26 protein-coding genes are annotated in these 26,182 nt (G+C 30.0%); 11 read left to right on the forward strand and 15 right to left on the reverse strand.

Annotated features, from left to right (window positions below; genetic code table 11):
• Positions 1-131: 131 nt before the first annotated feature.
• The 3 genes from V9L04_RS07085 to V9L04_RS07095 all read right to left on the reverse strand — a co-directional run bounded on the left by V9L04_RS07085 (position 132) and on the right by V9L04_RS07095 (position 4,956).
• Positions 132-752 (reverse strand): class I SAM-dependent methyltransferase, encoded by a 621-nt coding sequence (locus tag V9L04_RS07085; protein ID WP_338793389.1) that lies wholly within the window; start codon positions 750-752, stop codon positions 132-134.
• A gap of 152 nt (positions 753-904) precedes the next feature.
• Complete coding sequence (locus tag V9L04_RS07090) at positions 905-4,093, reverse strand: TaqI-like C-terminal specificity domain-containing protein (protein WP_338793390.1); 3,189 nt, start codon at positions 4,091-4,093, stop codon at positions 905-907.
• A 134-nt stretch (positions 4,094-4,227) separates the two neighbouring features.
• Positions 4,228-4,956: a 3'-5' exonuclease gene (locus V9L04_RS07095; protein ID WP_338793391.1), complete on the reverse strand. Its 729-nt coding sequence runs from the start codon at positions 4,954-4,956 to the stop codon at positions 4,228-4,230.
• A gap of 355 nt (positions 4,957-5,311) precedes the next feature.
• Here V9L04_RS07095 and dut point away from each other — a divergent pair, with 355 nt between their 5' ends.
• The 9 genes from dut to V9L04_RS07140 all read left to right on the forward strand — a co-directional run bounded on the left by dut (position 5,312) and on the right by V9L04_RS07140 (position 13,070).
• Positions 5,312-5,767 carry a dUTP diphosphatase gene (gene dut / locus V9L04_RS07100; protein ID WP_338794190.1) on the forward strand — a complete coding sequence of 152 codons (456 nt, stop codon included), beginning with the start codon at positions 5,312-5,314 and terminating at the stop codon, positions 5,765-5,767.
• A gap of 214 nt (positions 5,768-5,981) precedes the next feature.
• Positions 5,982-6,995, forward strand: coding sequence for a sugar phosphate nucleotidyltransferase (locus V9L04_RS07105; RefSeq protein ID WP_338793392.1), 1,014 nt, complete (start codon positions 5,982-5,984; stop codon positions 6,993-6,995).
• A gap of 252 nt (positions 6,996-7,247) precedes the next feature.
• A complete protein-coding gene (locus V9L04_RS07110) occupies positions 7,248-9,017 on the forward strand; it encodes a tetratricopeptide repeat protein (protein ID WP_338793393.1) in 1,770 nt (589 codons plus the stop codon).
• Positions 9,018-9,059: 42 nt separating this feature from the next.
• Positions 9,060-9,245 carry a hypothetical protein gene (locus V9L04_RS07115; protein ID WP_338793394.1) on the forward strand — a complete coding sequence of 62 codons (186 nt, stop codon included), beginning with the start codon at positions 9,060-9,062 and terminating at the stop codon, positions 9,243-9,245.
• Positions 9,246-9,438: 193 nt separating this feature from the next.
• On the forward strand, positions 9,439-9,804 hold the full coding sequence (locus tag V9L04_RS07120) for a hypothetical protein (protein ID WP_338793395.1): 366 nt from the start codon (positions 9,439-9,441) through the stop codon (positions 9,802-9,804).
• 36 nt (positions 9,805-9,840) lie between these two features.
• Positions 9,841-10,506 (forward strand): hypothetical protein, encoded by a 666-nt coding sequence (locus V9L04_RS07125; protein WP_338793396.1) that lies wholly within the window; start codon positions 9,841-9,843, stop codon positions 10,504-10,506.
• Positions 10,507-10,962: 456 nt separating this feature from the next.
• Positions 10,963-11,337, forward strand: a complete 375-nt coding sequence (locus V9L04_RS07130; protein WP_338793397.1) for a TraR/DksA C4-type zinc finger protein — start codon at positions 10,963-10,965, stop codon at positions 11,335-11,337.
• A gap of 172 nt (positions 11,338-11,509) precedes the next feature.
• Complete coding sequence (gene prmA, locus V9L04_RS07135) at positions 11,510-12,412, forward strand: 50S ribosomal protein L11 methyltransferase (RefSeq protein WP_338793398.1); 903 nt, start codon at positions 11,510-11,512, stop codon at positions 12,410-12,412.
• A 163-nt stretch (positions 12,413-12,575) separates the two neighbouring features.
• Positions 12,576-13,070, forward strand: coding sequence for a hypothetical protein (locus tag V9L04_RS07140; protein WP_338793399.1), 495 nt, complete (start codon positions 12,576-12,578; stop codon positions 13,068-13,070).
• 102 nt (positions 13,071-13,172) lie between these two features.
• On the opposite strand, the gene V9L04_RS07145 is transcribed toward V9L04_RS07140, so the two are convergent.
• From V9L04_RS07145 to V9L04_RS07195, 11 genes are all read right to left on the reverse strand, one after another.
• Positions 13,173-13,871: a hypothetical protein gene (locus V9L04_RS07145; protein WP_338793400.1), complete on the reverse strand. Its 699-nt coding sequence runs from the start codon at positions 13,869-13,871 to the stop codon at positions 13,173-13,175.
• Positions 13,872-13,894: 23 nt separating this feature from the next.
• A complete protein-coding gene (locus V9L04_RS07150) occupies positions 13,895-14,581 on the reverse strand; it encodes a hypothetical protein (protein ID WP_338793401.1) in 687 nt (228 codons plus the stop codon).
• Between the two features lie 47 nt (positions 14,582-14,628).
• Positions 14,629-15,525 carry an ABC transporter ATP-binding protein gene (locus tag V9L04_RS07155; protein ID WP_338793402.1) on the reverse strand — a complete coding sequence of 299 codons (897 nt, stop codon included), beginning with the start codon at positions 15,523-15,525 and terminating at the stop codon, positions 14,629-14,631.
• Positions 15,526-15,623: 98 nt separating this feature from the next.
• Positions 15,624-16,232: a TetR/AcrR family transcriptional regulator gene (locus V9L04_RS07160; RefSeq protein ID WP_338793403.1), complete on the reverse strand. Its 609-nt coding sequence runs from the start codon at positions 16,230-16,232 to the stop codon at positions 15,624-15,626.
• A gap of 47 nt (positions 16,233-16,279) precedes the next feature.
• Positions 16,280-16,699: a hypothetical protein gene (locus tag V9L04_RS07165; protein WP_338793404.1), complete on the reverse strand. Its 420-nt coding sequence runs from the start codon at positions 16,697-16,699 to the stop codon at positions 16,280-16,282.
• A gap of 83 nt (positions 16,700-16,782) precedes the next feature.
• Positions 16,783-17,436, reverse strand: coding sequence for an ElyC/SanA/YdcF family protein (locus V9L04_RS07170; protein ID WP_338793405.1), 654 nt, complete (start codon positions 17,434-17,436; stop codon positions 16,783-16,785).
• A 125-nt stretch (positions 17,437-17,561) separates the two neighbouring features.
• Positions 17,562-18,734, reverse strand: coding sequence for an acyl-CoA dehydrogenase (locus V9L04_RS07175; RefSeq protein WP_338793406.1), 1,173 nt, complete (start codon positions 18,732-18,734; stop codon positions 17,562-17,564).
• Between the two features lie 148 nt (positions 18,735-18,882).
• The gene (locus tag V9L04_RS07180; protein ID WP_338793407.1) at positions 18,883-19,416 is read right to left on the reverse strand and encodes a hypothetical protein; all 534 of its coding nucleotides are present in this window, start codon (positions 19,414-19,416) and stop codon (positions 18,883-18,885) included.
• 28 nt (positions 19,417-19,444) lie between these two features.
• Positions 19,445-19,747: a preprotein translocase subunit YajC gene (yajC, locus tag V9L04_RS07185; protein ID WP_338793408.1), complete on the reverse strand. Its 303-nt coding sequence runs from the start codon at positions 19,745-19,747 to the stop codon at positions 19,445-19,447.
• Between the two features lie 290 nt (positions 19,748-20,037).
• Positions 20,038-20,388: a hypothetical protein gene (locus V9L04_RS07190; protein ID WP_338793409.1), complete on the reverse strand. Its 351-nt coding sequence runs from the start codon at positions 20,386-20,388 to the stop codon at positions 20,038-20,040.
• A gap of 270 nt (positions 20,389-20,658) precedes the next feature.
• Entirely contained in the window at positions 20,659-21,009 is a 351-nt protein-coding gene (locus V9L04_RS07195; protein WP_338793410.1) for a hypothetical protein, read from the reverse strand.
• Positions 21,010-21,376: 367 nt separating this feature from the next.
• Here V9L04_RS07195 and metG point away from each other — a divergent pair, with 367 nt between their 5' ends.
• Positions 21,377-23,521 (forward strand): methionine--tRNA ligase, encoded by a 2,145-nt coding sequence (gene metG, locus V9L04_RS07200; RefSeq protein WP_338793411.1) that lies wholly within the window; start codon positions 21,377-21,379, stop codon positions 23,519-23,521.
• A 142-nt stretch (positions 23,522-23,663) separates the two neighbouring features.
• Entirely contained in the window at positions 23,664-24,209 is a 546-nt protein-coding gene (locus tag V9L04_RS07205; RefSeq protein WP_338793412.1) for a DUF4291 domain-containing protein, read from the forward strand.
• 74 nt (positions 24,210-24,283) lie between these two features.
• Here the strand turns inward: V9L04_RS07205 and V9L04_RS07210 are convergent, their stop codons facing one another.
• Positions 24,284-26,023 (reverse strand): DUF4419 domain-containing protein, encoded by a 1,740-nt coding sequence (locus V9L04_RS07210; protein WP_338793413.1) that lies wholly within the window; start codon positions 26,021-26,023, stop codon positions 24,284-24,286.
• Positions 26,024-26,182: the final 159 nt, after the last annotated feature.

The raw sequence follows: 26,182 nt of genomic DNA on the forward strand, positions 1-26,182 counted from the left end.
TAGAGGTATAATTTCCTGATTTTTTTGATACTTCAAATTTTACACAAAAAATACTCATAAAAAAAGAATTCTATGAGTATCATCGTTTTTGTAACTAAAATTAACAGAAATATTTTTTCTCTGAAACAAATTTAAAACTTCTCAAAGCTGCAAAATAAAAAATTTTGTTTGGTATCAAAAGGTGTAGTATGGTCTTCTTGCAAACAAGAAATTTTCCTAAAATTCTTTTCAAATTGAGCTGTCAAACTTTCTTCATTGTATTGCGAGACATCCAAACCACTACATTTTTTAGCTCCTTCTTTCGAAAAAGTAGCTAAAACTAGATTTTTATTTACGTGTTTTTCTACTATTTCAGTATATTTTTTGATATGATTTGACTCAGTTAGAAAATGAAAAGTGGCTCTATCGTGCCAAAGGTCAAAATTTGCTTCAGGTTCAAATTCGATTACATCACTTACTACCCAAGTTACATAGTTCGCTTTTTCTCCAAATTTTTCCTCCACTCGTTTTTTTGCTTTTTCTAGTGCGATGGAAGAAATATCCAAAACAGTAATATCAGTAAATCCATCTTCTAATAAAAAATCTACAAGCAGACTTTCGCCACCACCAACATCAATTATTTTTGCATTTTTTTCTAAATTAAAAGAAGCAATAAAATCAAGTGAAGTTTGAGGTTTTGATTGTGTCCAGCTTACTTCTTGGGGAGTTTTGGTTTCATAAATGTTTTCCCAATGTTGTTTTTTTGAGGTCATTTTTGATAGTTTTTTATATCTTGAATGTGTATTCAGTTCCTTAAAACTGAAAATAATACTTCCTCAGAAGTGTTATTTGTATAAATCACGCTTCTAAGGAAGCGAACCATTCAGTTCTGAGGAACTGAATGCACAGTAAAACATTGAAAAACTTATAGGTTTGTGATAATGTTTACTTCATCTTTTTCTACTCCATAAATTTGATAAACCAATTCATCAATTTTCAGAATGCAAGTTTGTTGCCTATTATAAAAATCGGATAATTTTGTTTTTTCGTCTTCAAAAATAGAAACCCATTCTATCAATTCTTTTTTTGGAATAATGGCTTTTACATTTTTGAGTTCTTCTACAAATTCTGTCCATTCTAATTCATACCACAAACTTAATTTTTCAGTTATTTTTTTTGGTTTGAAGGAAGATTGAACCACTTTTAAAAAGGCATTCGAACGGTTATTTAGCTTTTCAGATTGTTCTAGCAGCGTATCTACAAGACTTATAATTTCTTTTTGCGTTTCTTTTTCTACAAAATCAATAGACTTTATAGGCAATTTTTTGAGATATACTTTCTTCACTTCTGCAAACAGTTTTCCTTTCTCTTGGGCAATGGATTGATAGACATAATTCATCAATTTACTATTCAGAATAGCCAAAATATATTTCAATGAATAACCTTCTTTCGGATTTGCAATATTATAAACATTATTCAAATTGATGTATTTATTGGTGTCCAAATGACAAATCAAACTATCAGAAGTTTGGCGAATAATAATTTTTTCTTCTTCAAAAAAAGGTGCATTTTGGCGAAATTCTGCCAACCAATTTCCATAACTCAAAAACATAGGAGGTTTTCTAACAAAATGATAGCGATGAAAATCTTTTCCATTTACACATCTCAAAAAAGTTTCATTTACTGCTTTTGTGGCTGTAAATGGTTTTTCATCTACTGTTTTTTTTGTTTGTTTTGGATTTCCTTTATTTTCTTGATAGGCTTTTATTCCCATCGTTATATTTTCTACAACTTCATCTAAAAGTAATGTGTTTTCATAAATATTCTTCAAAAAGTTAGAATTTCCAATGTTATAAGTTCCGTCTGGATTGATAAATTCCTCAAAATTTATATCTAAAAAAGGTTTTTCTTCCTCTTCTTCTTTTGAAGTTGTAATTCTATATTTTACAGTTTGGTTTTGCTTTTCATTTTTGATAATCCACGAAATAGTGTCGCCTACATTTGCATCTTCAAAAACTTTATAAGCGTGTTTGGTTAGGTTATCAATAGAATAAGCAGAAAAATAAGAGCGAAGTTTCGTAAAAAAATGCTGATAGGTAAATGTGTTTGGCGTAATAAACCCTAAATAACCGTTTTGATTGAGTAGTTGCAGAGCCTTTTCATAAAAAACCACATAACTATTGATTTGATATTCTGCCGTTTGATAATTTGTGCGAATATAAACCGTTTCGGATTCTGAAAAAGAAGCTCCATAAGGAGGATTTCCCACAATAACATCAAACTTTACATCAAATTTTGTATTATTTTTTAGACTGTTTTTTGTATCAATTTCAGAGCTTTCTAACTTAAAATTTTTATTCCAATCAAAAGCATTTGAAGTAATTTTTTTATCATCAATTAGGCTATTTCCTTGTTTGATATTTTCAGAAAGATTAGCAAGTGAAACTGTTTTGTTTGCGCTCATAATCCAAAGTGAAAGTTTTGTAATTTCGACACTCTCCTTGTTCAAATCGACACCAAAAATATTATTATCAATTATTTCTCTTTTGTGTTGCCATTCTTTTGAAGAATCAGAAGCCGAAATACTTGCAAACATTCCAGCCGAATTTCCATTTGTCTTTTTTGTATTATAATTGTCTAGTTCTTTTTCAATAATTTTCCATTCTGTACTCAAAAATACTACTACTTCGGTCAGAAAAGCACCACTTCCACAAGCTGGGTCTATTATTTTTATGGTTTTGAGTTGTTGGGAATACTCTAGCCAAAATTCTTTCGTTTCGGTTTTGTGTTTTTCTAAAAGAGTGTTTTTTTGGTCTTCTAGCCACTTTCCTACCGAATTTTTGATAATTTGTTTGGTGATATAATTTGGCGTATAAAAAATTCCATCTTTTTTTCTTCTATCAAAATCTTCTAAAATTTCTTGTTCAGTAGGAATAGTTTCATTTGGTTTTTCTTGAATTTTTTCTTGAATCTGAATTTTGAAATCTTCTAAATCAGCAATTGATTGTTCGAAAATATGTCCCAAAATTGTAACATTCAACTGACTTTCAAAGTCATATTCCAATAAAAAAGAAACAAAAGAAATCAGAAAATCATCATGTACCTCAAGTTCATTGAGTTTTTCATTATTGCTAAAAAGTCCACCATTAAATTTTGGAATATTGAGGCGTGGAATTCGATGCGAAAAACCTTTATCAAAACTGACAAAAATGTCTTTCATTTCTCTCCAAAAATAATCTTCTCTAGCTGTAACTTTATCTAATGTTTGGTCTTTAATAATCCTCAAAATATCCAAAAGAGGAATTGTATCACGTACAAAACAAATAAAAAGAAGTCTATCAATGATGATTTGAGTAAGCGATAAAAGTTCTAAGGGTTTCTTTTTATAAGTTGTGTTTTTTCTTAGGAGATTGTAAAATAAAAGTTCTCTATGTGCTGCATAACCGTTATAAAATTCGGTAGAAATTACTTTTTCCTCTTCCCTTTTTTCTACAAACAATTTATCAATAACACTATTTTGTTCTTCCAAAAATAAATTTCGAAAATAAAGCAAATACATAAAACGCTCAAAATTTTGAGGGTTTAATAAAGTCTGAATTTCAAAATTTTCGTATTTGGAACTGTCAGAGGCGTGATAAAGACGTATTTCGATAAAATTAGAAACAATAATCCAATTACATTTCGAACCTAATTTGTGAGCATATCGAAAAGCTTGTTCGACAGCACTTCCTTTAAAATCTTTTCGATACTGGATTTTGTCCAAATGTTGAGTAGCACTTTTTAGCTCAACGACAGCACAAGAAGTTCGTTTATTTTCAGTTCCAAAATAACCTAAAACGGCATCAGGTTTGGTAGAGTCTGTATCTGTTTTGGGTTTAATTTCGATATTCCATTTTTCAGAATTTTGATATTCATACCCCAAAACATCTCCAAAAATTTGATTGATAAAAGAAATGTCTTGCTGCGTTTCGGAAAGTTGATAAATTTTTCCACTTTCAATAGCTGCTTGCCATTCTTTAATGATTTTTTTTTTTTGTTCTAAATCAGGAATTTGTGCTATAAACTGCTGAATTACTTCCGAACGAAAATCCTTTTTTGAAAAAATAGAAAGCATAAAACTTGGGGTAAATGACTATTATTCTAAACTGTTTGTTTAGCAAATTTAAACAAATGATGAGATATTTTTTTAAATTACTTTTTTATTTTGCATCTACTTCTGAAATCTAACTTCTGAATTCTAAATTTATTCTATTCCACAACAATAATATTCTCTTCTTTTATAATAGGCAAATTTTGCATTCTCAAAAATAATTGTCCTGTCAAGATTACGTCTTTTGTACAATAGACAGCAATTCTATTCAAATCATTTTCATTATAATAAACACTATTTACTTCACTTCCATCAATATCATCTTTACTTGTTGCTAATCCAAAAACGGCAGCCAAAAGAGAAAGAGAAGTAAAGTTTTTGTAATCGCCAAACTTCCACATGTGCATCGTATCAATATGATTTATTTCCCAAGGTTTTTTACCTGAAATATCTAAAGCATAAGGAATATCTAGTCCATTAATGAGCATTCTACGACAGAGATATGGAAAATCAAACTCTTTTCCGTTATGCGCCACAAACTGCAAATTCTTACCAAACTTTTCTACTACTTTTATAAAATCTTCTAAAAGTTCTTTTTCATTATCAGAAGCCAACGATTTTACTCTAAAAATCTGTTCTTCTTTTCCTGTATCATCTTTTTGAATAGTAAAAAAACCAATTCCGATAACAACTATTTTTCCAAACTCAGCATAAATTCCAGCTTTTTCTTCAAATGCTTCTTTGACTGTGTCATCTGGTGAAACTCGTGCAGCTTTTTTCTCCCAAAGAGATTGTAATACTTCTGGTAATTCTTCGAAAGTAGCATGTGAGGCAACCGTTTCGATATCGATAACCATCAAGTTTGATAAATTAGTTGTTTTGTTCATAGTTTTAGAAGAGAATGAATTAGTAGTAATTTTAGCTTGTTTTTTAGAGTGATATAAATTTCAGTTTTCAGCTAAAAGATTAGTTTTTGTTCTAGCTGATAAAAATACTGTATTTAATTCAAACTAAACACATTTGAAGGATTTAAAGCAATTCCTTTTCCTATTTTGTATTTCTAATTTGATTTTTCTTAAATTTAGCATTTCATATTGATTTAGAAAAATAAAATAACTATTCGTTGTTGATGTTTTGATACAGAAGCACCAACAAAACGCCAAATAATATCATATTCTCAAACAACGTCTATACTTTTAAATAGACACATCAAATTTAAAACTCAATTTAATTTTGGATACAATTATAGAAAATATTCTTCAAGTTAAAATAATAAATAAATCATCAAATCCACTTCCTTTCTATCAAACTCAAAGCAGCGCAGGAATGGATTTGTATGCCAATATAGAAACTTCTATTGAATTAGATTCTTTAGAAAGACAACTAATCCCAACAGGAATTTTTATAGAGTTGCCTGTAGGGTTTGAAGCTCAAATTCGTCCTCGTAGTGGTCTTGCTTTCAAACATGGAATTTCGATTGTCAATTCCCCAGGAACTATTGATGCTGATTACAGAGGTGAAATAAAAGTTTTGTTAGTCAATCTTTCCAAAGAAAAATTTACTATCCAAAAAGGTGAACGCATTGCTCAAATGGTTGTTGCAAAACACGAGCGTGTAAACTGGCAAGAAGTACAAACTATCGAAGAACTTTCTCAAACAGAAAGAGGAAGTGGTGGTTATGGAAGCACAGGAAAATAATCAGTTACCAGTTAATTTCGAATAAATTTAGAAGATAGATTTCAGAAGATAGAAGTAAATACTAATTGCAAGTAACTATGAAATTGTATTTTGTATTCTCTTTTATCTCTCTTAACTCTGTGGTTCAAAAATGTATTCGCATTTTCATTCTCTGTGTACTTTGTAACTCTGTGTTTAATAAAAGTATTTAAAACAACATAAACCAAAAAATATAGTGAAAATAATCATTCCAATGGCAGGACGTGGTTCTCGTCTTCGTCCTCATACACTTACTGTTCCCAAACCTTTAGTTCCTGTTGTGGGAAAACCAATTGTAGAGCGTTTGGTAGAAGATTTGGCTCGTAGTTCTAAAGAAAAAATTGAAGAAATTGCTTTTATTATTGGTGACTTTGGTGATGAAGCTGAAAAAGAACTTCTCAAAGTAGCTGAAAATGTAGGCTCAAAAGGTAAAATTTATCATCAAGATGCTCCTCTAGGAACTGCACATGCCATTATGTGTGCAAAAGAATCTTTAGAAGGAAATGTCATTGTAGCTTTTGCTGATACACTTTTTAAAGCTGATTTTTCTATCAATACAGAAAATGATGGTGTTATTTGGGTACAAAAAGTAGCTGACCCTTCGGCTTATGGTGTTGTTCAATTAGATGAAAATGATGTTATCAATAATTTTGTAGAAAAGCCAAAAGAATTTGTATCTGATTTGGCAATTATTGGTATTTATTACTTTAGAGATGGCGAATATTTGCGTTCAGAATTACAATATGTCATCGATAATGAAATCAAAGACAAAGGCGAATATCAGCTCACGACAGCATTAGAAAACATGCGCCAAAAAGGAACAAAATTTCGTACTGGACAGGTAGAAGAATGGTTAGATTGTGGAAATAAAGATGCTGTTGTTTTTACCAATCAACGTTATTTAGAGTATTTGACAGACCGAAAAACAGAAACTTTAATTTCTCCAAGTGCAAAAGTGGAAAACTCTATTGTTATAGAGCCTGTTTTTTTGGCAGAAGGTGTTCATTTGAAAAATAGTGTAGTTGGTCCTCATGTTTCTATCGGAAAAAACACACATATTCATAATAGTAGAGTACAAAATTCTGTTATTCAATCAGATACACTTGTCGAAAATGCTCTTTTAGAAAATACAATGTTAGGTAATTTTGTAAAATACAACGGAAAAGCCGAAAATGTGAGCTTAGGAGATTATTCGGAAGTGAAAAAGTAATCCCTTATTCTATTAAAGTAAATTAAAAATAGTGTTTATGGCATAGTTTCGCTTATATAAATCGTATAAGAAGCTATGCCTTTTCTATTTTAAGAAAAAAATTGCTGCTATTTTTGTAAATTGATACATGCCTCTAAAATTATGAGTTGCTTCACATCTGATTTAATTGAAAGCAACATACTAAACACAATTAAAAAATATATGAAAAGTGATATACAATTTATAAACCCTCATTCCATCAAAAGGATAGTTATGTTTCTGTTTTTTTGTGTCTTGGTATGCTCTTTTTCAGATGCGAATGCACAACGCAGAAATAAAAAAGAAGGAAAGAAAGACAAAAAAGAAGAATCAAAATTAATTCAAAAAGAACCTATAGACGGTAAGGTAGACAACAACTTATTAGCCGAACAAGCATTCTTTGAGGGAATGAAAGAGTTTATAAAAGAAGAATATAAAAGGGCAATTCCTCATTTTGAAGAGTCTTTAAAATATAATTCAGACAATCCAACAGCACATTATCAAATTTCGCTTTGTTATTACAGAATGAATAACTTGCAAGATGCGCTCATGTATGCCATGGAAGCCGAAAAAATGGAAGATAAAAATTTTTATTTTCTCTCACACCTTGCTACTATTCAATTAGATATGCGAATGCTTGATGCAGCAGAAAGAACCTACAAACAAATTCTTTCAAAAATTGGAGGTGATGAAATCACTTATCTCAACCTAGCTGCTCTTTATATTGAAATGAATGAATATAAAAAGGCTATTCAAGTGTATGATAAAATGGAAAAGGAGTTAGGGCTGAATCAAAATGTAATTCGTCAGAAACAAATCTTGTATTTACAGATGCAAGACACAGAATCAGCACTTAATGAAGGTAAAAAGTTAATACTTGAATTTCCTGATGTAATTGAGTTTCGTTTGGCTCAAATAGAATTACTATTAAATCAAAAACGCTATGCTGATGCAGAATTATTATTAAATGGAATTATAGAAGAACAAGAAGAATTTCCTGCTCAAGTTCATTTAATGCTGGCTCAAGTGTATCATCATCAAGAGAAAGCTGAAAAAGAAGTAGAAAATCTCAAAAAAGCATTTCAATCAAAAGAAATACCTTTAGATTCAAAATTGAATTTATTGATGGGATTGTATCAAAATGCAAATCCAAGTACAGAAAAAGGTCAAAAAACAATTGAAATGAGTAGCGAGCTTGCTCAAACACTTACTGAAATACATCCAAAAGAATCGTCTTCTTTTGGTGTTTTGGGAGATTTTTTATTAAAGCAAAAAAAATATAAAGAGGCTTTTGAAGCCTACACAATAGCTCTCAAAAATGACCCCAATAATTATTCACTTTGGGAACGAACAACTCAACTTGCTTTGGAATCTAGAAATTATGAATATGCCATTTCTACAAGTGAAGATGCTTTAGAGTACTTTCCAAACCAACCTAATTTATGGTTTCTCAATGGTCTTGCTTATATGTCTAGCACAAAGAATGAACAAGCAATTGCATCTTTAGAGCAAGGTAAACGAATGGTTTTTAATAACCCTGAACTATTAAGTCAATTTGAATCTCAATTAGCCGACATTTACTACAAAAATGAGGAGTATCAAAAGGCTGATGAAACCTATGAAAAGGCACTAAAACAAAATCCAAACAATGCACATGCTTTAAATAACTATGCTTATTATCTGTCTTTGAGAGAGGAAAAAATGGAACGTGCAGCCGAATTAGGAGCAAGACTAGTCAAACTTTATCCTAATAATCCTACTTATTTGGATACCTATGGTTGGGTTTTGTTTGTCAAAAAAGACTATAAAGAAGCCGAAAAATATTTATCTTTAGCTGCCAAGACTACACAGAGTTCGACCATCATCGAACATTATGGTGATGTACTTTTAGAATTAGATAAAAAACAAGAGGCTATCATAGAATGGAAAAAAGCATTTGCATTAGATTCTAGTAATGAAAAGCTCAAAGAGAAAATAGAACGCTATTCCAAAACTGGAAATTAGTAGAAATTAATTGTACAAAATGATTCTCAGAATCAAAAAATTATGAAGATAACCTATTATCTCACTTTTATTGCTGCCAATGCTCTCATTGCTTTAGGTTTGGGATATTTATTCTTTAAACCTTCAAATGATTATTGGCAAGGACTTTTACTTGCTGGCGCATTTAATGCTTTTCTATGTTGGAAATCCTATCAACAAATGAAAGCAGAAGATAAAAACTCTGAATGAAGGTATAATAAATAGAAATACTAATGACTTTTAGTTATTGATTTATCGAAATTTCTTGCTATTTCTCATTATTTATAGTTGAGAATATTGAGAGTTACATCTTTTTTTGTATTTTTGAAATGTTAGAATTTATTCTATTCATTAAGATTTTTAAGTTACATTGTTTATAAAGGGCAATTTTCCCTAAACTCCCATGACAAGCCAAGAAAAAAAAGCATATATCTTACTCAAATGCGTGATTTTTCATTATCACGGACTTGATGAAGAAGAAAAGAAAATTTTGCAGGAAACAGCAGATGCGCTCAATGCTCATCAAGAACTAGCGTGGGCAAATGAGTTTATTGGTGAAGATTATTACAACGCCTTCGAACGTGCTAGAGGAGAGTTGCAACCTACAATGTTAGAATTGGAAAAACCAAAGCGATTAGAATACCTTTCAAAAGTTTGGAATGCCAACATGACAAAAGGATATATTTCTGAGATGGAAGCCATGGCAATGATAAAACTAGCTAAAGATTGGGATATAGAAACTGAGCTTATAGAGTCTATTAAAAAGTAAAAATTAGATATTAGTCAATTGAAATTACTTGATAGTATGAGTAAAAATAGTGGCTACGATAAGTTTGAACTCAAATGGAGTATTTCCACAATAAGAAAACGAAGCAAAAACGGAAGTGATTATTGGCATTTTTTGAGATATAAAGAAGAAACAGAGAGCTTTGAAGAATTCTTTAATCTGCTACAAAGGGGAGATAAATATATCACAGCAAATTACATTATAAATGGGAATGACTTTGCCCAGTATATCAATTTTAATTTTTATAAAAGGCGAATTTTAGATGAAAAACATTACCATTGTAATTATCTTACCTTCCATTTTAATGTTTCTAAAGTAGAACAAGGAGAAAATATAATAGATAAAATTTATCTTCCAGGACAAAAGTTTGCACTCAAAAGAATACTAGGAGAAGAAGCCACTTATGAAGATGTATCAGCTTGGTTCTCTAGAGAAGATTTTTCTAAAGAACAGTTTGAAGATACCATACAGAAAGAATTAAAGATACAAAACGAATATGTTGAACTTTATTGTTGTAGTTATTGTGCAAATAGAGATTGTGGGTATTATCCTGTAGAAATAACAAAAGACGAAAAAAGAGTGATATGGAAAATACCTGAAAACTATCACAGACCTTATATTTTTGAAAGACAAGAATATGAAAATGCTTTTGCAGATTTTAAAGAGTTTGTAGATAGCATTTAAAAAATTGATTCTTCATACTTTTTAGCATCGTTAAACTAAGCTGTATCATTTTTTCTGGATTTCAGGTTTATACATAGCCAATCTTTCAAAAAAAAGAAAATTTAAATAGCAATATTAAGGCAACTTTATGTTAAATTTTTCGTAAAAACTATATAATTAGTTACACAATAACCAATAACACAAAAGTAAAAAGCAAAGTCTAAAAACAGACTAAACAATTGAAAATCAATTATTTAAGACAAAAATATAGATTTCCTATCGCTCTATAGAATAGATTATTAATTATTCTATTATCGTAAAATAATAGTCCGTTCATTAAGACAACATCCAAATTTAATATGCTTTTTTGAATAAATAGCATTATTTTATTGGATTGATTGAAATAAATCAATTACCTTTGTGTTCGTAAAAAAGTACATGCAAAAATTTACACATCACTAAAACATATTATTTATTATGGAAAATAACCAGATGTTACGCTATTCTGCTGAGGAACTCAAAGAATTTGAAGCTATTCTTAATTCAAAATTGGCTAAATCTAAAGATGAATTAGAGTATCTAAAAAAGTCTATCATGAGAGAAGATGCAGCTGAAAATAGAACTAGTGCAGGAAATTTAGAAGATGGAGCAAGTTCAATGGAAAAAGAACAACTCAATCAATTAGCTGCTAGAGCACAAAAATTTATTGCAGACCTAGAACGTGCACTTTTCAGAATCAAAAATGGAACGTATGGAGTTTGTAAAGATACTGGCAAACTTATCTCAAAAGAACGTTTGCGTGCTGTTCCTCACACACAGCAATCTATGGAAGCAAAAATGAACCGAGTTTAATATATTTATAATTGGTTTTATACTGAAAATAATCCGTTCTTTGTACTATAAAATATACTGAAATACCGTTATTGATAATTTATTTTATCGATGACGGTATTTATTTTTCAATAAATTTCACGCCTTTGTTGGTGTTTTAGCACAGCGACACCAACAAACAAAAAATAAAAATATGTTTGTTGTCGTTCGTATAAAAACCATAGAAAGTATTGCAGAAATAGCCTATTATGAGCTTGCAGAGTTGGGGTTTGATGCCATTATGGAAGAAGAAAGTATGTATTCTGAAAATGCTGTTCTTGATCCAAATAAAAAAACAGTTTGGATTACTTCAGTGGCAGAAGAAAACTATGATGAAAATGCTGTAAGAGAAATTTTAAAAAATTATGAATTTCAAAACCTGCTTACTTACTCTATTGAAAAAGAAGAAAAACAAAATTGGAATAAGAAATGGGAAGAAAATTTTCAGCCAATTCGTTTAGAATATAATGATTCTATAGGTAAACAAGAAAAAAAATGTATCATCAGAGCTGATTTTCACGAAGCAGAACCTGATTTTGAACACGAAATAATTGTTACTCCAAAAATGTCTTTCGGAACAGGACACCACCAAACAACACGTTTGATGTTAGGTCATCAATTTGAAATAAATCATAAAGATAAAGTTGTGTTAGATGCAGGCTCAGGAACAGGAATTTTAGCGATTATGGCAGCTAAATTAGGAGCAAAAGAAGTGTATGCTTGTGATGTAGAAGATTGGTCAGTAGAAAACTCCTTAGAAAACGCAGAAAGAAATAATCTAAAAATAGATTCTAGGCATGGAACTGCAAAAGTATTTCAAGGAAAGAAATTTGATATATTACTTGCCAATATTAATAAAAATGTTCTTTTGGAAGAGATGCCTTTGTATTCAGAGCTTTTAGAGGAAACAGGAACATTAGTTTTGAGTGGTTTTCATAACAACGATATAAAAGACATCCAGCAACGAGCAGAAGAGTTTGGTTGGCTTGTCGAAAAACAAACAGAAGAAACGCCTTGGTGTAGCCTTCGTTTGATTAAGAATTCTTCTGAACTTTAATCACTAAACAATTAATAATCAGTAAGTTATTTTATGTATTTAATAGAATTGTATAAAGTTTTTATAGTATTATCTTAACTTTTTTTAATTAAAAATTGATAATGGCTTAAAGTGTGTAATTGTCTTCATTAAATTACTTATACACTTATCAAAAACTACTACTATGCAAAAATTCATTTCTATATCAATCATTAGTTCTTTTCTATTTGTACTACTTTTTAGTTTTTCAATTCATCAAGTAGAAGCTCAAACAACACTCTACAACTGGGATAGTTATGGGGTTCAGTTTTCTATTCCAAGTACACATGAAATCAAACAAAGTAGTGGAACAGCTTTCGAATCAGGCGACAATCTGACTTGGTTAGAAATGTATCCTTTCAAAGATTATTCGGCAACCTCTAAAGGTATGGTTCAAAAGATTGCCAATGAAAAAGGTTATCGTGCTATCTCAGAGGGTGCATATAAAAGTGGTGGATATGATGGATATTGGATTCGTTGTTCGACAGCAAGACACCCAACTTGGCTTTTTTGGGTTATTGGCTTTATAGACCCAGAAAGTGACACTAATTTTTATGCTATAATTTGGTGGAAGAAAGACAATCAAAGAGCTTATGATTTAGCTTACAATATGTCATATAGCTTCAAAAGAATGAAATAAATTTAGAAAAATAAAGACAAAACAAATTTATTTAGGTAGTAATCTGGATTAGTTTATCTAATTCAGATTACTACCTTTTTGATTTTGTAAGCAAAATTAAATCTACTCTATTTTTCTCAAAAACAAATAATATCCCACCAAGAAAACTATAAAATGACTAAAAATAGAAATTAAAATCCATAAAAAATTAGGCTCTTGTATTGCTCTATATGTCCAGTAAAAAGGAAAAACACTGAAAATATGTTTCCATGAAGAATCAATAAAAAAAGCTAAAGCAGGAAGAACAGAGAAAAAATTTATACCCTTAATAAAAGTAATTCCTTCAATTTTATTGTTTGCAAATGTAACTATAAAAAGCAGAGCAACAAGAGATGTTTGAGAGCAAAAAATACTATAAAGTAGCTTTTCTGATAAAGAATAATTCTGAATATCTAAAACTAGAAAAGTCAAGAAAGCAAAACAAAATGCCCAAAAACCAGCCAATAAAAGGCGATAAGCCATAAATAAAGATATAGAAAAAGGCATCACACGAATTACTGTAAAAACATTTTCATCTTTTTCATCAAGCATCACAAAGGCAATAATATAACCTCCCAATAGGGCTGATGTGGTAGCTAAAATAGCCAGTAAAAGAGAATAATAATTTGGAAGCAAAGGAAGTAATTCATTTAGAGCAGACAAACTAGCTTTCAAACCAAAAATCATTAAAAGTGGCAAAACAAGCATCATCAAAAGAGTTTTATCTCTTAAAATATTGGTTATATCATTTTTCAATAAATGAAGAAAAGTAATGGGTTTCATAGTTTATTATTTTGATAATTTTCTCAATTCTGAATCAAATATTTATCATAAAATTTTAGAGCAAGTAAGTAAAAACCAATCGTACTAAATGGCAAATAAATAAGTGCATAAATCCATTGCCAAACCAAAATAGGCTCAAAAGCAGCTTGAAAAAGTAATAGACAGGCTTGAAATGGAAAAATATAAAGAAAAATTGAATCAGTAATTTCAAAAAAATTTAAGAGTGGCAACATCAAAGGCGAAATCAAAAATGGAAACGTAAATAAATATTGATTAATCGTTTTGATACGAACAACTCCCAAAAAACCAATTAAAAGAAATTGAGCTGAAGAAAGTAAAACAGCCAAACTCAAAATAAAAAAGTTAAATTCTTTTTGACTTGTAAAAGCCATTATCAAACTAGACAAAAGTGCAATTCCTGTAAGAGAAATAATTTTAGCCAGTAAATATTCTGACTTTTTAATAGGTGTAATTACTACAGCTTCTATAGTTTTTGAGCCTTTTTCAAAAAGTATCAAAACACCAATAAATAAAAACCCTAACATCGTAGGATCAGTGCTGATAAGTAAAATGATAAATTTAGTAGGAAATTCATCAAAAAAAACAAAAATCAAACTATAAATAAGTGTAATAATTCCCACGACAGTAAGTATATGCTGACGAGCTTGTAAAATGAGTTCCCACAGTGTTATTTTGAGTATTTTTTTCATAATAGTATGACAGCCTTTCAGTCTGTCTTTAATTTGCTTACACAATTTTAAATCAGTTTTTTGCCTGTAACTTCAATAAAAATATCTTCCAAAGTAGCCTCTTGAGAGTGCATTGATTGAATATAATTTTGCTGAATTAGCTTTTGAAATCCTTCATTTTGTCCTAGGTTTTCTAACTCAAAAAGCTCATTTTGTCTTTCTGATTTGTCATTTTGAGAATATTCTACTTTTAATATCCGTTTTCCGTATTTTTCTTTTAAGTTTTTTGGAGAATCTATAAGTGGAATTTGTCCTTCTACCATAAATGCCACTCTATCACAAAGTTGCTCAGCATCGTTCATGTGATGTGTTGTGAGAATAATCGTTTTGCCTTCTTTTTTTAGATTCAAGATAATATCTTTTATAATTTTTCCATTAACAGGGTCAAGTCCAGAAGTGGGTTCATCTAAAAACAAAATAGGTGGATTGTGAATCAACGCACGCACAAAATTGAGTCGCATTTTCATTCCCTTCGAAAAGTCTTGAACTTTCTTTTTTGCATCTTTTCCTAGTCCAACACTTTCTAAAAGCTGCATTAATTTTTGATTGATATTTTGTTTATCAAGTTCATAAAATGAAGCAAAAAATTGTAAGTTCTCTAAAGCTGAAAGTTTTGAGTAGTGATTAGGAAGTTCAAAACCAACACCTATTTGATTGTAATACTCGTTTTTCCATTCTCTAAGCTCCTTATCTGGATTGTGAGTTTGACTTTGAGTTTTTATAAAAATATTTCCTTCATAATTTTTTAATAGTTTGGTCAGAATTTTTTGAGTAGTGCTTTTTCCTGCACCACTTGGTCCTAGAAAACCAAAAATTTCGCCTTCCACTACTTCAAAACTAACCTCTTTTACAGTCGGTTTTTCAGCTTTAGGATAAGAATAAGTAAGGTTTTGAACTGTAATCATTATATATAAAAATTAAAAACCGAACAGTCGGTAGGTAAAACTTAAAAATAAAAACCTCGTTGACGGCAACGCCTCAACGACGGTTAGCTGTTAGATTATCAAACTTTAATTAATTGATAAAACTGCTCAAAAAGTTGATTTACTTCTGCATAACTTTTGGCATTCAAATCGGATAAAATAAGTGTATGTAGTTCGAATCCATCAAGCATAAAATAGAATTGTTTGGAAAGTAAAACAGCATCTAAATTTGGCTTGACTTCATTTTTTGATTGAGCAATCTGTATTATTTTTTGATAGATGATTAATTCTTTATCCAAAAGAGCTAGAGAACGTTTTTTATGATGTTCAAAAAGCTGCATTGCCTCCAAAAGAACATTCAAATAATTAGCATTGAGAGTAAGAGATAGTTCTTCTGCTACTTTTCTTACAACTTGTTGTTTTTGAGTTAAATAATTTTGAATATTCTCTAAAAAAGTTTGATTTTCAGAAGGTTCAAAATCAATAACAGGTGAAGCAAGTGCAAAAAAGTATTTATCAATAGCTGCATCAAATAATTCTTCTTTACTTTTAAAATAATGATAAAATGCTCCTTTTGATACTTTAGAAGCCTTTACAAGTTCGGTAAGTGTAGCATTTTTGTACCCTTTTTCTAAAAAGACACGAAATGAAATAGCTAAAATAGCCTCTTTTGTAGAATTTTTTGTCATAAGTTTAATTTAACCGTCAACGAGCTTAAAAGTGTCGTTGAGGATTTTTAGTTGGATGCTACTTTTATCTCAAAAACTACTAAAACTAGAATTACAAATATCTCAAAGATAAAATAACTCATTCCCAAAACAGTCAAGCCTTCATAATGAAACAGCATTAAAAATGGCATCACAGTACAATATAAAATATTTGCTGTAATGATGACTTTCAAAAATGATTGCCAGTTTTTGTCCGTTTTTCCTAACTTATCAAATAAGAAAAAGTAACAAGAAAGAGAATAAAAAGCATAAAATGCAACAATACTTGATAAAATGTAAAGAATATTTTTAGGCATTCCGAAATAATCACTCAACCAAAAACCTATTCCGAATAAAGAAAGCGAAGTAACTAAAGCACCTATTCCATCAATCAAGAAAATGACTTTTGGATTTGATTTTACCTTTTCTATTGCTGTTTGTATGTTCATTAATTTTCTATTTGAAATAAATAAACCGACTGTTTGGTATGTATTACGTAAAAGTAGTAAAAAATGTTTTGAAATAGCCTGTTTTATGGAATAATTATTTTTTCGCCTAAAAATTTGGGTTCTTTTCCTGTTAGATAATCTACAAATACTTTCACACGAGCAAGTTTTTCTCTAATTTGTGTTTTGATTCCGTACTTTATACTTACATCTTTTGCATTGAAACCAATAACTTCCATTCCCTCCAAATGTGCCAAATAAATAGCTCTTTGATTATGGAATTTTTGAGAAATAACAGTAAATGAACTTTGTCCAAAAATTTCTCTCGCCCTTACAACAGAATCTAACGTTCGGAAACCTGCAAAATCCATAAAAATTCTATCCTCTGGAATTCCTTTTGCAATCAGGGCATTTTTCATGTCTTCAGGTTCGTTGTACTCTTTTGTACTATTATCGCCACTAACAATAATATATTTTATTTTGCCAGACCTATAAAGTGAAACTGTTGCATCAATTCTATACGTGAAATAATTGTTTATATATCCATTTGGTAAAATTTTTCTTGTTCCCAAAACAACACCTACTTTTCGTGTGGGAATCATTGTTACATTTTCAAAAAGGCTACTTTCTGTTTTGGAAACAACCAGATAATCAGCTATAATTATACTTCCTATTACTCCCAAAATGAGAAGAAAAGAAATAAGCATTATTTTTTTGAGATATTTTTTAATCTTTTTCATAGTTTTATATAAGCGTAAACTATAAAAAAAACAGATACATAATTTTATATATCTGTTTTCTTGTTTTATATGAAATACAGAACCGTCGTTGAGGCTCAAATGTAGCCATCAACAAGGGTTTGAAATTAGTCTTTCAAAATATGTCTTGAAATTACAATTTTCTGAATTTCAGTAGTTCCTTCATAGATTTCTGTAATTTTTGCATCACGAAGCATTCTTTCTACATGATATTCTTTTACATAACCATATCCACCGTGAATCTGAATAGCATCAGAAGTTACTTCCATAGCAATTTTTGAAGCATAGAGTTTTGCCATTGCACCTGAAAGAGAATAATCTCCACCTGCATCTTTAATTTGAGCAGCCTTCAAACAAAGCAAACGAGCAGCTTCTACTTTTGTAGCCATATCAGCCAATTTAAAAGCAATTGCTTGGTGTTTGTGGATTTCTTTACCAAATGTTTTTCTTTCTTTTGAGTATTTCAAGGCTAATTCTAAAGCACCACCAGCAATTCCTACAGCTTGTGCAGCAATGCCAATACGTCCACCATTCAAAGTAGCCATAGCAATATTGAAACCTTGTCCGTCAGAACCTAAACGATTTTCTTTAGGAATTTTTACATCTGTAAACATCAAAGAATGTGTATCAGAACCACGAATTCCCATTTTGTCTTCTTTTTTACCAACTACAAAACCGTCCATCCCACGCTCAACAATTACACAGTTAATTCCTTTGTGTTTTTTATCTACATCAGTTTGAGCCATTACTAAATAAATAGAAGCTGTTTTACCATTTGTAATCCAGTTTTTTGTTCCATTTAACAAATAATGGTCACCTTTATCTTCTGCTGTTGTGCGCTGTGAAGTAGCATCACTACCTGCTTCTGGTTCAGAAAGACAGAAAGCTCCGATTTTCTCTCCTGATGCAAGTGGCTTTAAGAATTTTTGTTTTTGCTCTTCTGTTCCGTATTTTTCCAATGCCCAACAAACAAGTGAGTTGTTTACAGACATACAAACAGAAGCCGAAGCATCTACTTTTGAAATTTCTTCAATAGCCAAAATATAAGAAACAGTATCCATTCCACTTCCTCCATACTCTGGACTTACCATCATTCCCATAAAACCAAGTTCACCCATTTGTTTGACTTGTTCAGTAGGAAATTTTTGTTCGTTATCACGTTCAATAACGCCATCCCAAAGCTGAGTTTGTGCAAAATCTCTTGCTGCTTTTTGTACTTCTGCTTGTTCTTCAGTAAGTTCGAAACCTAGAACTTGTGGAGTATCTGCTACTAATGCCATATATTTTTTATTTTTTTGAATTAAATTTTGATTCTTATATTCTTGATAATCAGACAAAAATACAAATTTTCAATATAACTTGAAAGTTTGTCTTTATGATTTTTAAAGCCTTTTGTCAACTAATTTTGTTTATAATTTTTTATAAAACTTATTGTTTATCAAAAGTAATATTCAGTTTTACAATCAGGGTTATCGGAATTGGAAACCCTGTTATTTGTTCTGTTATCTCTTCAGGGAGAGCAACATTTGTATTATTTTGAATAGCTAGTTTTGAGTTATTAAGAGTAGTCACTTCAAATGTTTGTAAATTAGCAAGTGTTTGAGCATCTACAAATTCTGTCAAATCTCCTTCTGCCAAACCACTAAAAGTAAGTGTCTGCCCATTTTCTGAAAGTGTCCAGTTTCCTTGTTGTTGATTATCATCTTCTCCTACTAGAAAAGTTCCATTTTCATTAAAAATAATTGTTTGTCCCTCTAAACCTTCTGTTGGATTAAAATCGTTTGTCAGTTCTGGAGGTAAAGTTCCAAAAGTAGATGATATATCAGAATCTACTTCCGTTATTACCCATGTTTTACCAACTAAATTCTCCTTTGCTGTCGGTTCTTTTTCATCGTCTTTTTTACACGCAGATAAAAGAGCAAAAAACAAAACAAAGACGAAAAATAAATTTATTTTTTTCATTTGATTTTTAATAATAGTAATTGAATATTTATTTTTTAGTTTCAGCAACTACTCCAGACTCGTAAGCAATAGCTGTTTTATCTAATTTGATACGAACTCCTTTGTCTATTTCTACTGTTACAGTTGCTTCGCTTACATCAATTATTTTTCCGTGTAAACCACCTGTCGTAACTATTTTCATTTCTCTAGCTAAAGACTCTAAAAATGTTTTTTGTTTTTTGCGTTGTTGTTGTTGTGGACGTAACAAAAAGAAATAAAAGACAGCTACCATACCGACAATCATTAAAATATTGGCGATGTCCATTCCACCAGTTGGCATTTGTACTAACATAGATTTGTTTTTGAGTAATGAATATTAATTTTTGATTAATTACAAAATTACTAAAAAAATCAGTCATTCAATTTCAATGGTTGTATCATTACCACTTTTTCATATTCTTTAAAGTTTAAATTTAATTATTTTTACTAAAGCAGTTTGCTGAATTTCATTTTGCTATATGGTAGTTTGCGCAAAAGTAAATGCCTGTGTTTCTATATATATCGTTTGCTAAACTATTTTCCACAAAAAAACACCTAATCAGATAATTGATAGGTGTTTTTGAATATTTTTAAATCAGATTCTTATCTTTTGTAAAGTTTCCAACTTGTACTATGGTCACTTGCATAAACGATAATATAGTCTTGATTACGGTAATAATCTACGTCATACGTATCTCCTTTACCATCTTTCACTGTATAAAGAAAACCTCCTTCGTGAGTATCTTCTAAGTCATGGAAATCAATAATATCAAATTTATGCCATTCTCCTTTACTAGAAAAGAAAACTTCCATTACTTGAGTATTGGCACTATTAGTTTTGAGTTGTACAGAAAATACATCACCATCATAAGTGAAATATTTTTGAGCTGCTGCTTCTGATTGGATAGCGAAAAATAAGGTCGCTGCAAACATGAAAGAAAAAAGAGTTTTCATACTTTTTAAATTTAAGATTGTAGTAATATTAGTAAATTAAGCACATGAAATTATTTACAAACAGTGTGCTATTTTAATCTTTTTTTTTACTTTATTTAAAAAAACATAAATTTTTCATAAAAAATCCCTTTAAAATTAAATTCTACAAAACAGATACAAATCAAAATTTACAACTATAAAAACAAATTATCTCATAATTTTACACAAACAAAAAAAACATCTACCAAATTAGTGATAGATGCTTTCAAATTTATTTTTGAGACAAATAACTTATCTTCTGTAAAGAGTCCATTGAGTTTCATAATCATTAGAATATACAATAATGTAGTCTTGAGAACGGTAATAATCAACATGATACTTATCGCCTTTTCCATCTTTTACTGTATAGAGAAATCCACCTTCCCCTGTGCTTTCTAAATCTTGAAAATCAATGATATTAAATTTATGCCATTCTCCTTTATCAGAAAAACTCACTTCCATTACTTGCGTATTTGCACTATTAGCTTTTAGAAGTACAGAGAATGTATCTCCATCATAAGTAAAGTATTGTTGAGCCGAAGCATTTGATTGCAAAGCAAAAAATAACATCGTCGCAAACATGAAAGAAAAAATAGTTTTCATAAGTGTCTGAATTAAATAAAATTAAATAAGTTTGAGTAATTAAGAGTATGCTTTTAGTAAGCATAAAATCTATTTGACAAAATTGATGCGCTATTTTTATTTATTTCAAAAAAAAACAAAAAACAATGGTTTAGTTATACAAGTACTTTTTATAGTTATATTTATTTTAAAAAAAGTGACATTTTAGTTGTATATAAATTGATTTTCATCAAATTAAAGTACATGAAATCATATTTTCCTCAAAAATCTTAAAGTTTTTATACTTAAAATATTATTCGGTTTACATTTTTCCTATTTTTGTAGATTAATCTATAGTAATTCAAATTGCCACTTGTTAAACTGATTTTTCAGTTCTAAAAATATATCTATGTCGACTTCTATAAAAACATCACAAGATTTCAAACGAACTACTGTTACGGCTGCTCTTCCGTATGCCAACGGTGGACTTCATATCGGACACATTGCAGGCGCATATTTGCCAGCAGATACATATGTGCGTTATCTCCGAATGAAAAATCATGATGTTGTTTTTGTATGTGGAAGTGATGAACATGGTGCAGCAATTACGCTTAGAGCCAAAAAAGAAGGAATTACACCAAAAGAAATTATTGATAAATACGATACTCTTCTCAAAAACTCATTTAAAGATTTTGGGATAGAATTTGATATTTATCATCGCACATCGACTGAAGTACATAAAGAAACAGCCCAAGAATTTTTTACTACTCTTTACGAAAAGGATGTTTTTACAAAGCAGACCAACGAACAGTTTTATGATGAAAAATTTGAGCAGTTTTTGGCTGATAGATATATTGTAGGAACATGTCCGAATTGTCAGAATGATAATGCCTTTGGAGACCAATGTGAAAAATGTGGTTCTACATTGAGTCCTACAGAATTAATCAATCCAAAATCAGCATTGAGTGGCGAAAAACCTGTCTTGAAATCTACTTCTCATTGGTTTTTGCCTTTACAAAATTATGATACTTGGCTTAGAGAATGGATTTTGGAAGACAAAAAAGACCTTTGGCGTACAAGTGTTTATGGTCAATGTAAGTCTTGGATAGAGCAGGGTTTGCACGAGCGTTCGATGACAAGAGATTTAGATTGGGGAATTCCTGTTCCTCTTCCAGACGCAAAAGGAAAAGTGCTTTATGTTTGGCTTGATGCTCCTATTGGTTATGTTTCGGCAACCAAACAGTGGGCAAAAAATCAAGGAGAAGAGAATAAATGGGAGAAATATTGGTTAAAGCAACAAGACGAATCTGAAAACTCTCGTCTTATTCATTTTATAGGAAAAGATAATATTGTTTTTCACTGTCTGATTTTTCCTATCATTCTTAAAGAACATGGCGATTATATTTTACCTGAAAATGTTCCTGCCAACAACTTTTTGAATTTGGAAGGCGATAAAATTTCTACATCAAGAGAATGGGCTGTTTGGCTCAATGAATATGTAGAAGAATTTCCTACCAAAAAAGATGAGCTGCGTTATGTTTTGACTTCTATTGCTCCAGAAACAAAAGACAGTGAGTTTACATGGGCAGTTTATCAATCAAGAATTAATAATGAACTTGTAGATACACTTGGAAATTTTGTTAATCGTACTGTGGTTTTGATAAATAAATATTATGAAGGAACTGTTCCAAGTATAGATTTATCAACTGAACAAAATCTAACTGATTTTGATAAAGAAACTTTAGAAGGGATAAAAATTCAGACTCAAAAAGTAAGTCAGAATTTAGAGGGCTTTAATTTTAGAGAAGGATTATATGAAGTAATGGAACTGGCACGAATTGGAAATAAATATCTTGCCACAACAGAGCCTTGGAAACTTCAAAAAACAGAACCACAACGAGTAGAACAAATTATGAAAATTAGTGCAGAACTAACAGCTAATTTATCTATTTTGATGCGTCCGTTTTTACCTGAAACTTCTGATAAAATTGCTCAAATGTTGAACTTAAAACTAGAAAATGAAAACGGTTCAATTTGGAATTTAGCAGGAAAACTTGACTTAATAAAAGGAAAAATAAATAAAGCAACTCTACTTTTTGAAAAAATAGAAGACGAATTGGTAGAAAGTCAAGTCAAAAAATTAGAAGATAATAAGGCTAGAAAAATGCAAGAATTAAAAGAACAGAAAGAAGAAAATGCTGAAGTAAGTCCGATTGCAGAAATTCAACCTGAAATTCAGTTTGATGATTTTTCTAAAATTGATATTCGTGTTGCAACCATCAAAAATGCAGAACCGATAAAGAAAGCAGATAAACTTTTGAAAATCACTTTGGAAGTAGGTGAGCAAGAGGTAACTGTAGCTAGTGGAATTGCAGAACATTTTTCACCAGAAGAAATAATTGGAAAACAAGTGTGTTGGCTTGCCAATCTTGCACCACGAAAAATGAGAGGAATAGTTTCTCAAGGAATGATTCTTTTAGCCGAAAATGAAAAAGGAAAACTTGTCTTTGTAAGTCCTGAAAAAATGGTCAATACAGGAGCGCAAGTTAAATAGTTGTTGTAAATAGAATTCTTTTATCAAATCCTTTATTTTTTCTTTTCCAAGACTGAATAAAGGATTTTTTTGATATTTTCTGAATTAAAAACAATGAATTAGAGTTTTGATAAAAAACTAATTTATTCTAAAACTTCAGAAAATGAGCCATATCAATAACTACAAAACAATTCGTGCTACTTTTGATAAAGACACAATCATTGTCTATCAAGCCTTCAATGATAACATTGCTAATCAAGCGATTGAATTACAAAAGTTTGGAAGCGAGTTTTCATTTCATAGAATGACATGGATAAAACCTTCTTTTTTATGGCTCATGGAACGCAGTAACTGGGCAAACAAACCCAATCAAGAAAGAATATTAGAAATTCATCTAAAAAGAGATTTTTGGGATAAATGTCTTGAACTAGCTGTAGATACAGATGCTAGTAAGTCGGAAGGAAATATAAAAGATGCTCAAATTTTGGTTCAATGGGATCCAGAGCGAACATTACGAGGATCAAAATTAAATATTCGTAGCATTCAAATTGGAGTAAGTCGAAACATGATAAACGAATATAATGAGAATATTAAAAAAATTGTCGATTTGACAGAGAAAGTCAAAAAAATGTATCTTTTAAACAGCAATGGAAAATTTGATAAATCAACTCAACTTTTACCAAAAGTAAAGGAATATATAGTATTATAAATTTCTCTTCAGTAGAGAATCTTTTTATTGTTGTTTAGATAAAAACGATTACAAAATTCATCTATTTTTTCATTTTAATTGAGTGGAATAATTACTTTGCTATTGGCTTTTACTCTTAAATTTCTTTGTTCTGATGTTCTAGCCATTCTTCCAGCTTTTACAATAGCAGGAAACCATTCTTCATCAAGATTTTTCAATGTTTCTTCGATTTGATTTTTGGCTTCTTTCGTTCCTGTAAATTTTATATTTTCTACTTTTCCATTTAATAAAACAACAAAAGAAACAGTATCTTTTGAAAGATTAAATTTTTCTTCCAAATCACTTTTAATTTTCTGCTTGACAAATTCTATACTTTCAATGCTATTCTTAAATCTCCTATGATTATAGATAGCCGAATTTGTCATACTATCCACTATAAACGGACTCCAATTAGGGTAATGTACCATTTTTTCATCTCTATATGAATATTTTAGCTCGTGGTCAGAAAATCTTGCTTTTTTCTCACATAAAGCCCAAGAAATCACAGGCTCTAAAGATTTATCTGGATATTGCTTGATAGCAAAAAAACCTGCATAAAGCTTTAGTTTTTGTGTTTCATTTTTAAAATGATTATTCCAAGTTATATCAATTTCTACTATGCTAGATGGGAAAACATCTGTGGACAGAGTTGAAAGTAGATAATTATTTCCTTCTAAAAACTTATTTTTTATAAAAATCTTTTCTATTTTTCGTATATACGTTTCTTCATCAGTAGATACAGTTTCCCCAAGAGAAAGTATATAAGGAAAGAATTTTATAATCCAACCCGAACTATAATCAGCTCCATAACCTTCCATGTTTTTATAGATGTCTTGCCAAAAAATGGTATTTGTTTTATCATCAAAGACATTTATAAATTCTTGAATAATAGGTTCTAGTTCTACCCTCCAATATTTTAATCCTAATTTATCTAATTCTTTTAGTCTTGAATAAATCAACTCCCAATCTTCTTTTGTTCCTGTAACTGTGATATATGGAATACCACAACCACTTTCTCCTACATATTCAAAGGCTTTTTTGTAAGAATTGAGTAAAGTTACTTGATAAGCTGTAGTTTGTGTGGGAGTTGTAGTTGAAAATTTAGGAACAAAAAAAGAATAAAAATCTGAATTGGTATATTTTGTAGTTTCATTAGATAAAGAAGAAACTAAGTCTTGCCAATGTCTTCCGTCATACTCTAAACTATCATTTCTGATTACTAACTTCTTAGGTTTATTTTTCTTGAAGATAACTTTCTCTAAAGAATCAAACTTTTCATTAATATGAATAGAAGCACCTTGTGTAATGGCAAGCCAAATAATATCAGGCGAAAGAACCAAAGGGCAATGTTCATCAAAAGATTTATGGATAGTTTGTAGCAAAACATTATTATAACTGTTTACTAATTGAGCATTTTTATGCTCTTTTGGCATAAACAGAATTTTTCTGTTTAATTTATTTTCAAAAATATCTTTTCCTTTATTTGTGAGTAAAAATTTTCTAGCTATGTGAACATTATCTACATCAAACCTTTTGCTATTTGGAATTTGAAATGAAGTATCACCTAATTCTAACTCTTCAAGTTCGCTTTCGTTCTGACTGTTTTTCTGTGGTATATTTTCTAAATAATCTTCAATACTCATCTGAGTAGCTAAATTTAGACTGTCTAATTTCTTTACCTTATTTAGACTATCCAATATATTTTGGTCATTATGTTGCTCAACTATTTTTGTCTCAGAATTGCAGCACATGAGAAACAATAGAAATGAATAAAGTATATAGATTATATTTTTCATTTTTTCAAAGATTAGGTTCTGCTTTCTTTATATTTTTGGTAAAATATTCTATAAAACAAAAATAACATTTCTAAATCAAAAAAATACGATTCTATCCTTATTAAATATTTCATCATTTTTAAGAGTTCTCTTTGTTTAATTTCTAAAAATAACTCTTAC

The sequence above is a fragment of the Bernardetia sp. MNP-M8 genome, assembly GCF_037126285.1.
Taxonomy (GTDB): Bacteria; Bacteroidota; Bacteroidia; order Cytophagales; family Bernardetiaceae; genus Bernardetia.

What these genes read in the sequence shown, in the direction of transcription:
- V9L04_RS07085 (WP_338793389.1), bottom strand. Translation starts at nt 752, where the DNA reads ATGACCTCAAAAAAACAACATTGGGAAAACATTTATGAAACCAAAACT.
- V9L04_RS07090 (WP_338793390.1), bottom strand. Translation starts at nt 4,093, where the DNA reads ATGCTTTCTATTTTTTCAAAAAAGGATTTTCGTTCGGAAGTAATTCAG.
- V9L04_RS07095 (WP_338793391.1), bottom strand. Translation starts at nt 4,956, where the DNA reads ATGAACAAAACAACTAATTTATCAAACTTGATGGTTATCGATATCGAA.
- V9L04_RS07110 (WP_338793393.1), top strand. Translation starts at nt 7,248, where the DNA reads ATGTTTCTGTTTTTTTGTGTCTTGGTATGCTCTTTTTCAGATGCGAAT.
- V9L04_RS07115 (WP_338793394.1), top strand. Translation starts at nt 9,060, where the DNA reads ATGAAGATAACCTATTATCTCACTTTTATTGCTGCCAATGCTCTCATT.
- V9L04_RS07120 (WP_338793395.1), top strand. Translation starts at nt 9,439, where the DNA reads ATGACAAGCCAAGAAAAAAAAGCATATATCTTACTCAAATGCGTGATT.
- V9L04_RS07125 (WP_338793396.1), top strand. Translation starts at nt 9,841, where the DNA reads ATGAGTAAAAATAGTGGCTACGATAAGTTTGAACTCAAATGGAGTATT.
- V9L04_RS07130 (WP_338793397.1), top strand. Translation starts at nt 10,963, where the DNA reads ATGGAAAATAACCAGATGTTACGCTATTCTGCTGAGGAACTCAAAGAA.
- prmA (WP_338793398.1), top strand. Translation starts at nt 11,510, where the DNA reads ATGTTTGTTGTCGTTCGTATAAAAACCATAGAAAGTATTGCAGAAATA.
- V9L04_RS07140 (WP_338793399.1), top strand. Translation starts at nt 12,576, where the DNA reads ATGCAAAAATTCATTTCTATATCAATCATTAGTTCTTTTCTATTTGTA.
- V9L04_RS07145 (WP_338793400.1), bottom strand. Translation starts at nt 13,871, where the DNA reads ATGAAACCCATTACTTTTCTTCATTTATTGAAAAATGATATAACCAAT.
- V9L04_RS07150 (WP_338793401.1), bottom strand. Translation starts at nt 14,581, where the DNA reads ATGAAAAAAATACTCAAAATAACACTGTGGGAACTCATTTTACAAGCT.
- V9L04_RS07155 (WP_338793402.1), bottom strand. Translation starts at nt 15,525, where the DNA reads ATGATTACAGTTCAAAACCTTACTTATTCTTATCCTAAAGCTGAAAAA.
- V9L04_RS07160 (WP_338793403.1), bottom strand. Translation starts at nt 16,232, where the DNA reads ATGACAAAAAATTCTACAAAAGAGGCTATTTTAGCTATTTCATTTCGT.
- V9L04_RS07165 (WP_338793404.1), bottom strand. Translation starts at nt 16,699, where the DNA reads ATGAACATACAAACAGCAATAGAAAAGGTAAAATCAAATCCAAAAGTC.
- V9L04_RS07170 (WP_338793405.1), bottom strand. Translation starts at nt 17,436, where the DNA reads ATGAAAAAGATTAAAAAATATCTCAAAAAAATAATGCTTATTTCTTTT.
- V9L04_RS07175 (WP_338793406.1), bottom strand. Translation starts at nt 18,734, where the DNA reads ATGGCATTAGTAGCAGATACTCCACAAGTTCTAGGTTTCGAACTTACT.
- V9L04_RS07180 (WP_338793407.1), bottom strand. Translation starts at nt 19,416, where the DNA reads ATGAAAAAAATAAATTTATTTTTCGTCTTTGTTTTGTTTTTTGCTCTT.
- yajC (WP_338793408.1), bottom strand. Translation starts at nt 19,747, where the DNA reads ATGTTAGTACAAATGCCAACTGGTGGAATGGACATCGCCAATATTTTA.
- V9L04_RS07190 (WP_338793409.1), bottom strand. Translation starts at nt 20,388, where the DNA reads ATGAAAACTCTTTTTTCTTTCATGTTTGCAGCGACCTTATTTTTCGCT.
- V9L04_RS07195 (WP_338793410.1), bottom strand. Translation starts at nt 21,009, where the DNA reads ATGAAAACTATTTTTTCTTTCATGTTTGCGACGATGTTATTTTTTGCT.
- metG (WP_338793411.1), top strand. Translation starts at nt 21,377, where the DNA reads ATGTCGACTTCTATAAAAACATCACAAGATTTCAAACGAACTACTGTT.
- V9L04_RS07205 (WP_338793412.1), top strand. Translation starts at nt 23,664, where the DNA reads ATGAGCCATATCAATAACTACAAAACAATTCGTGCTACTTTTGATAAA.
- V9L04_RS07210 (WP_338793413.1), bottom strand. Translation starts at nt 26,023, where the DNA reads ATGAAAAATATAATCTATATACTTTATTCATTTCTATTGTTTCTCATG.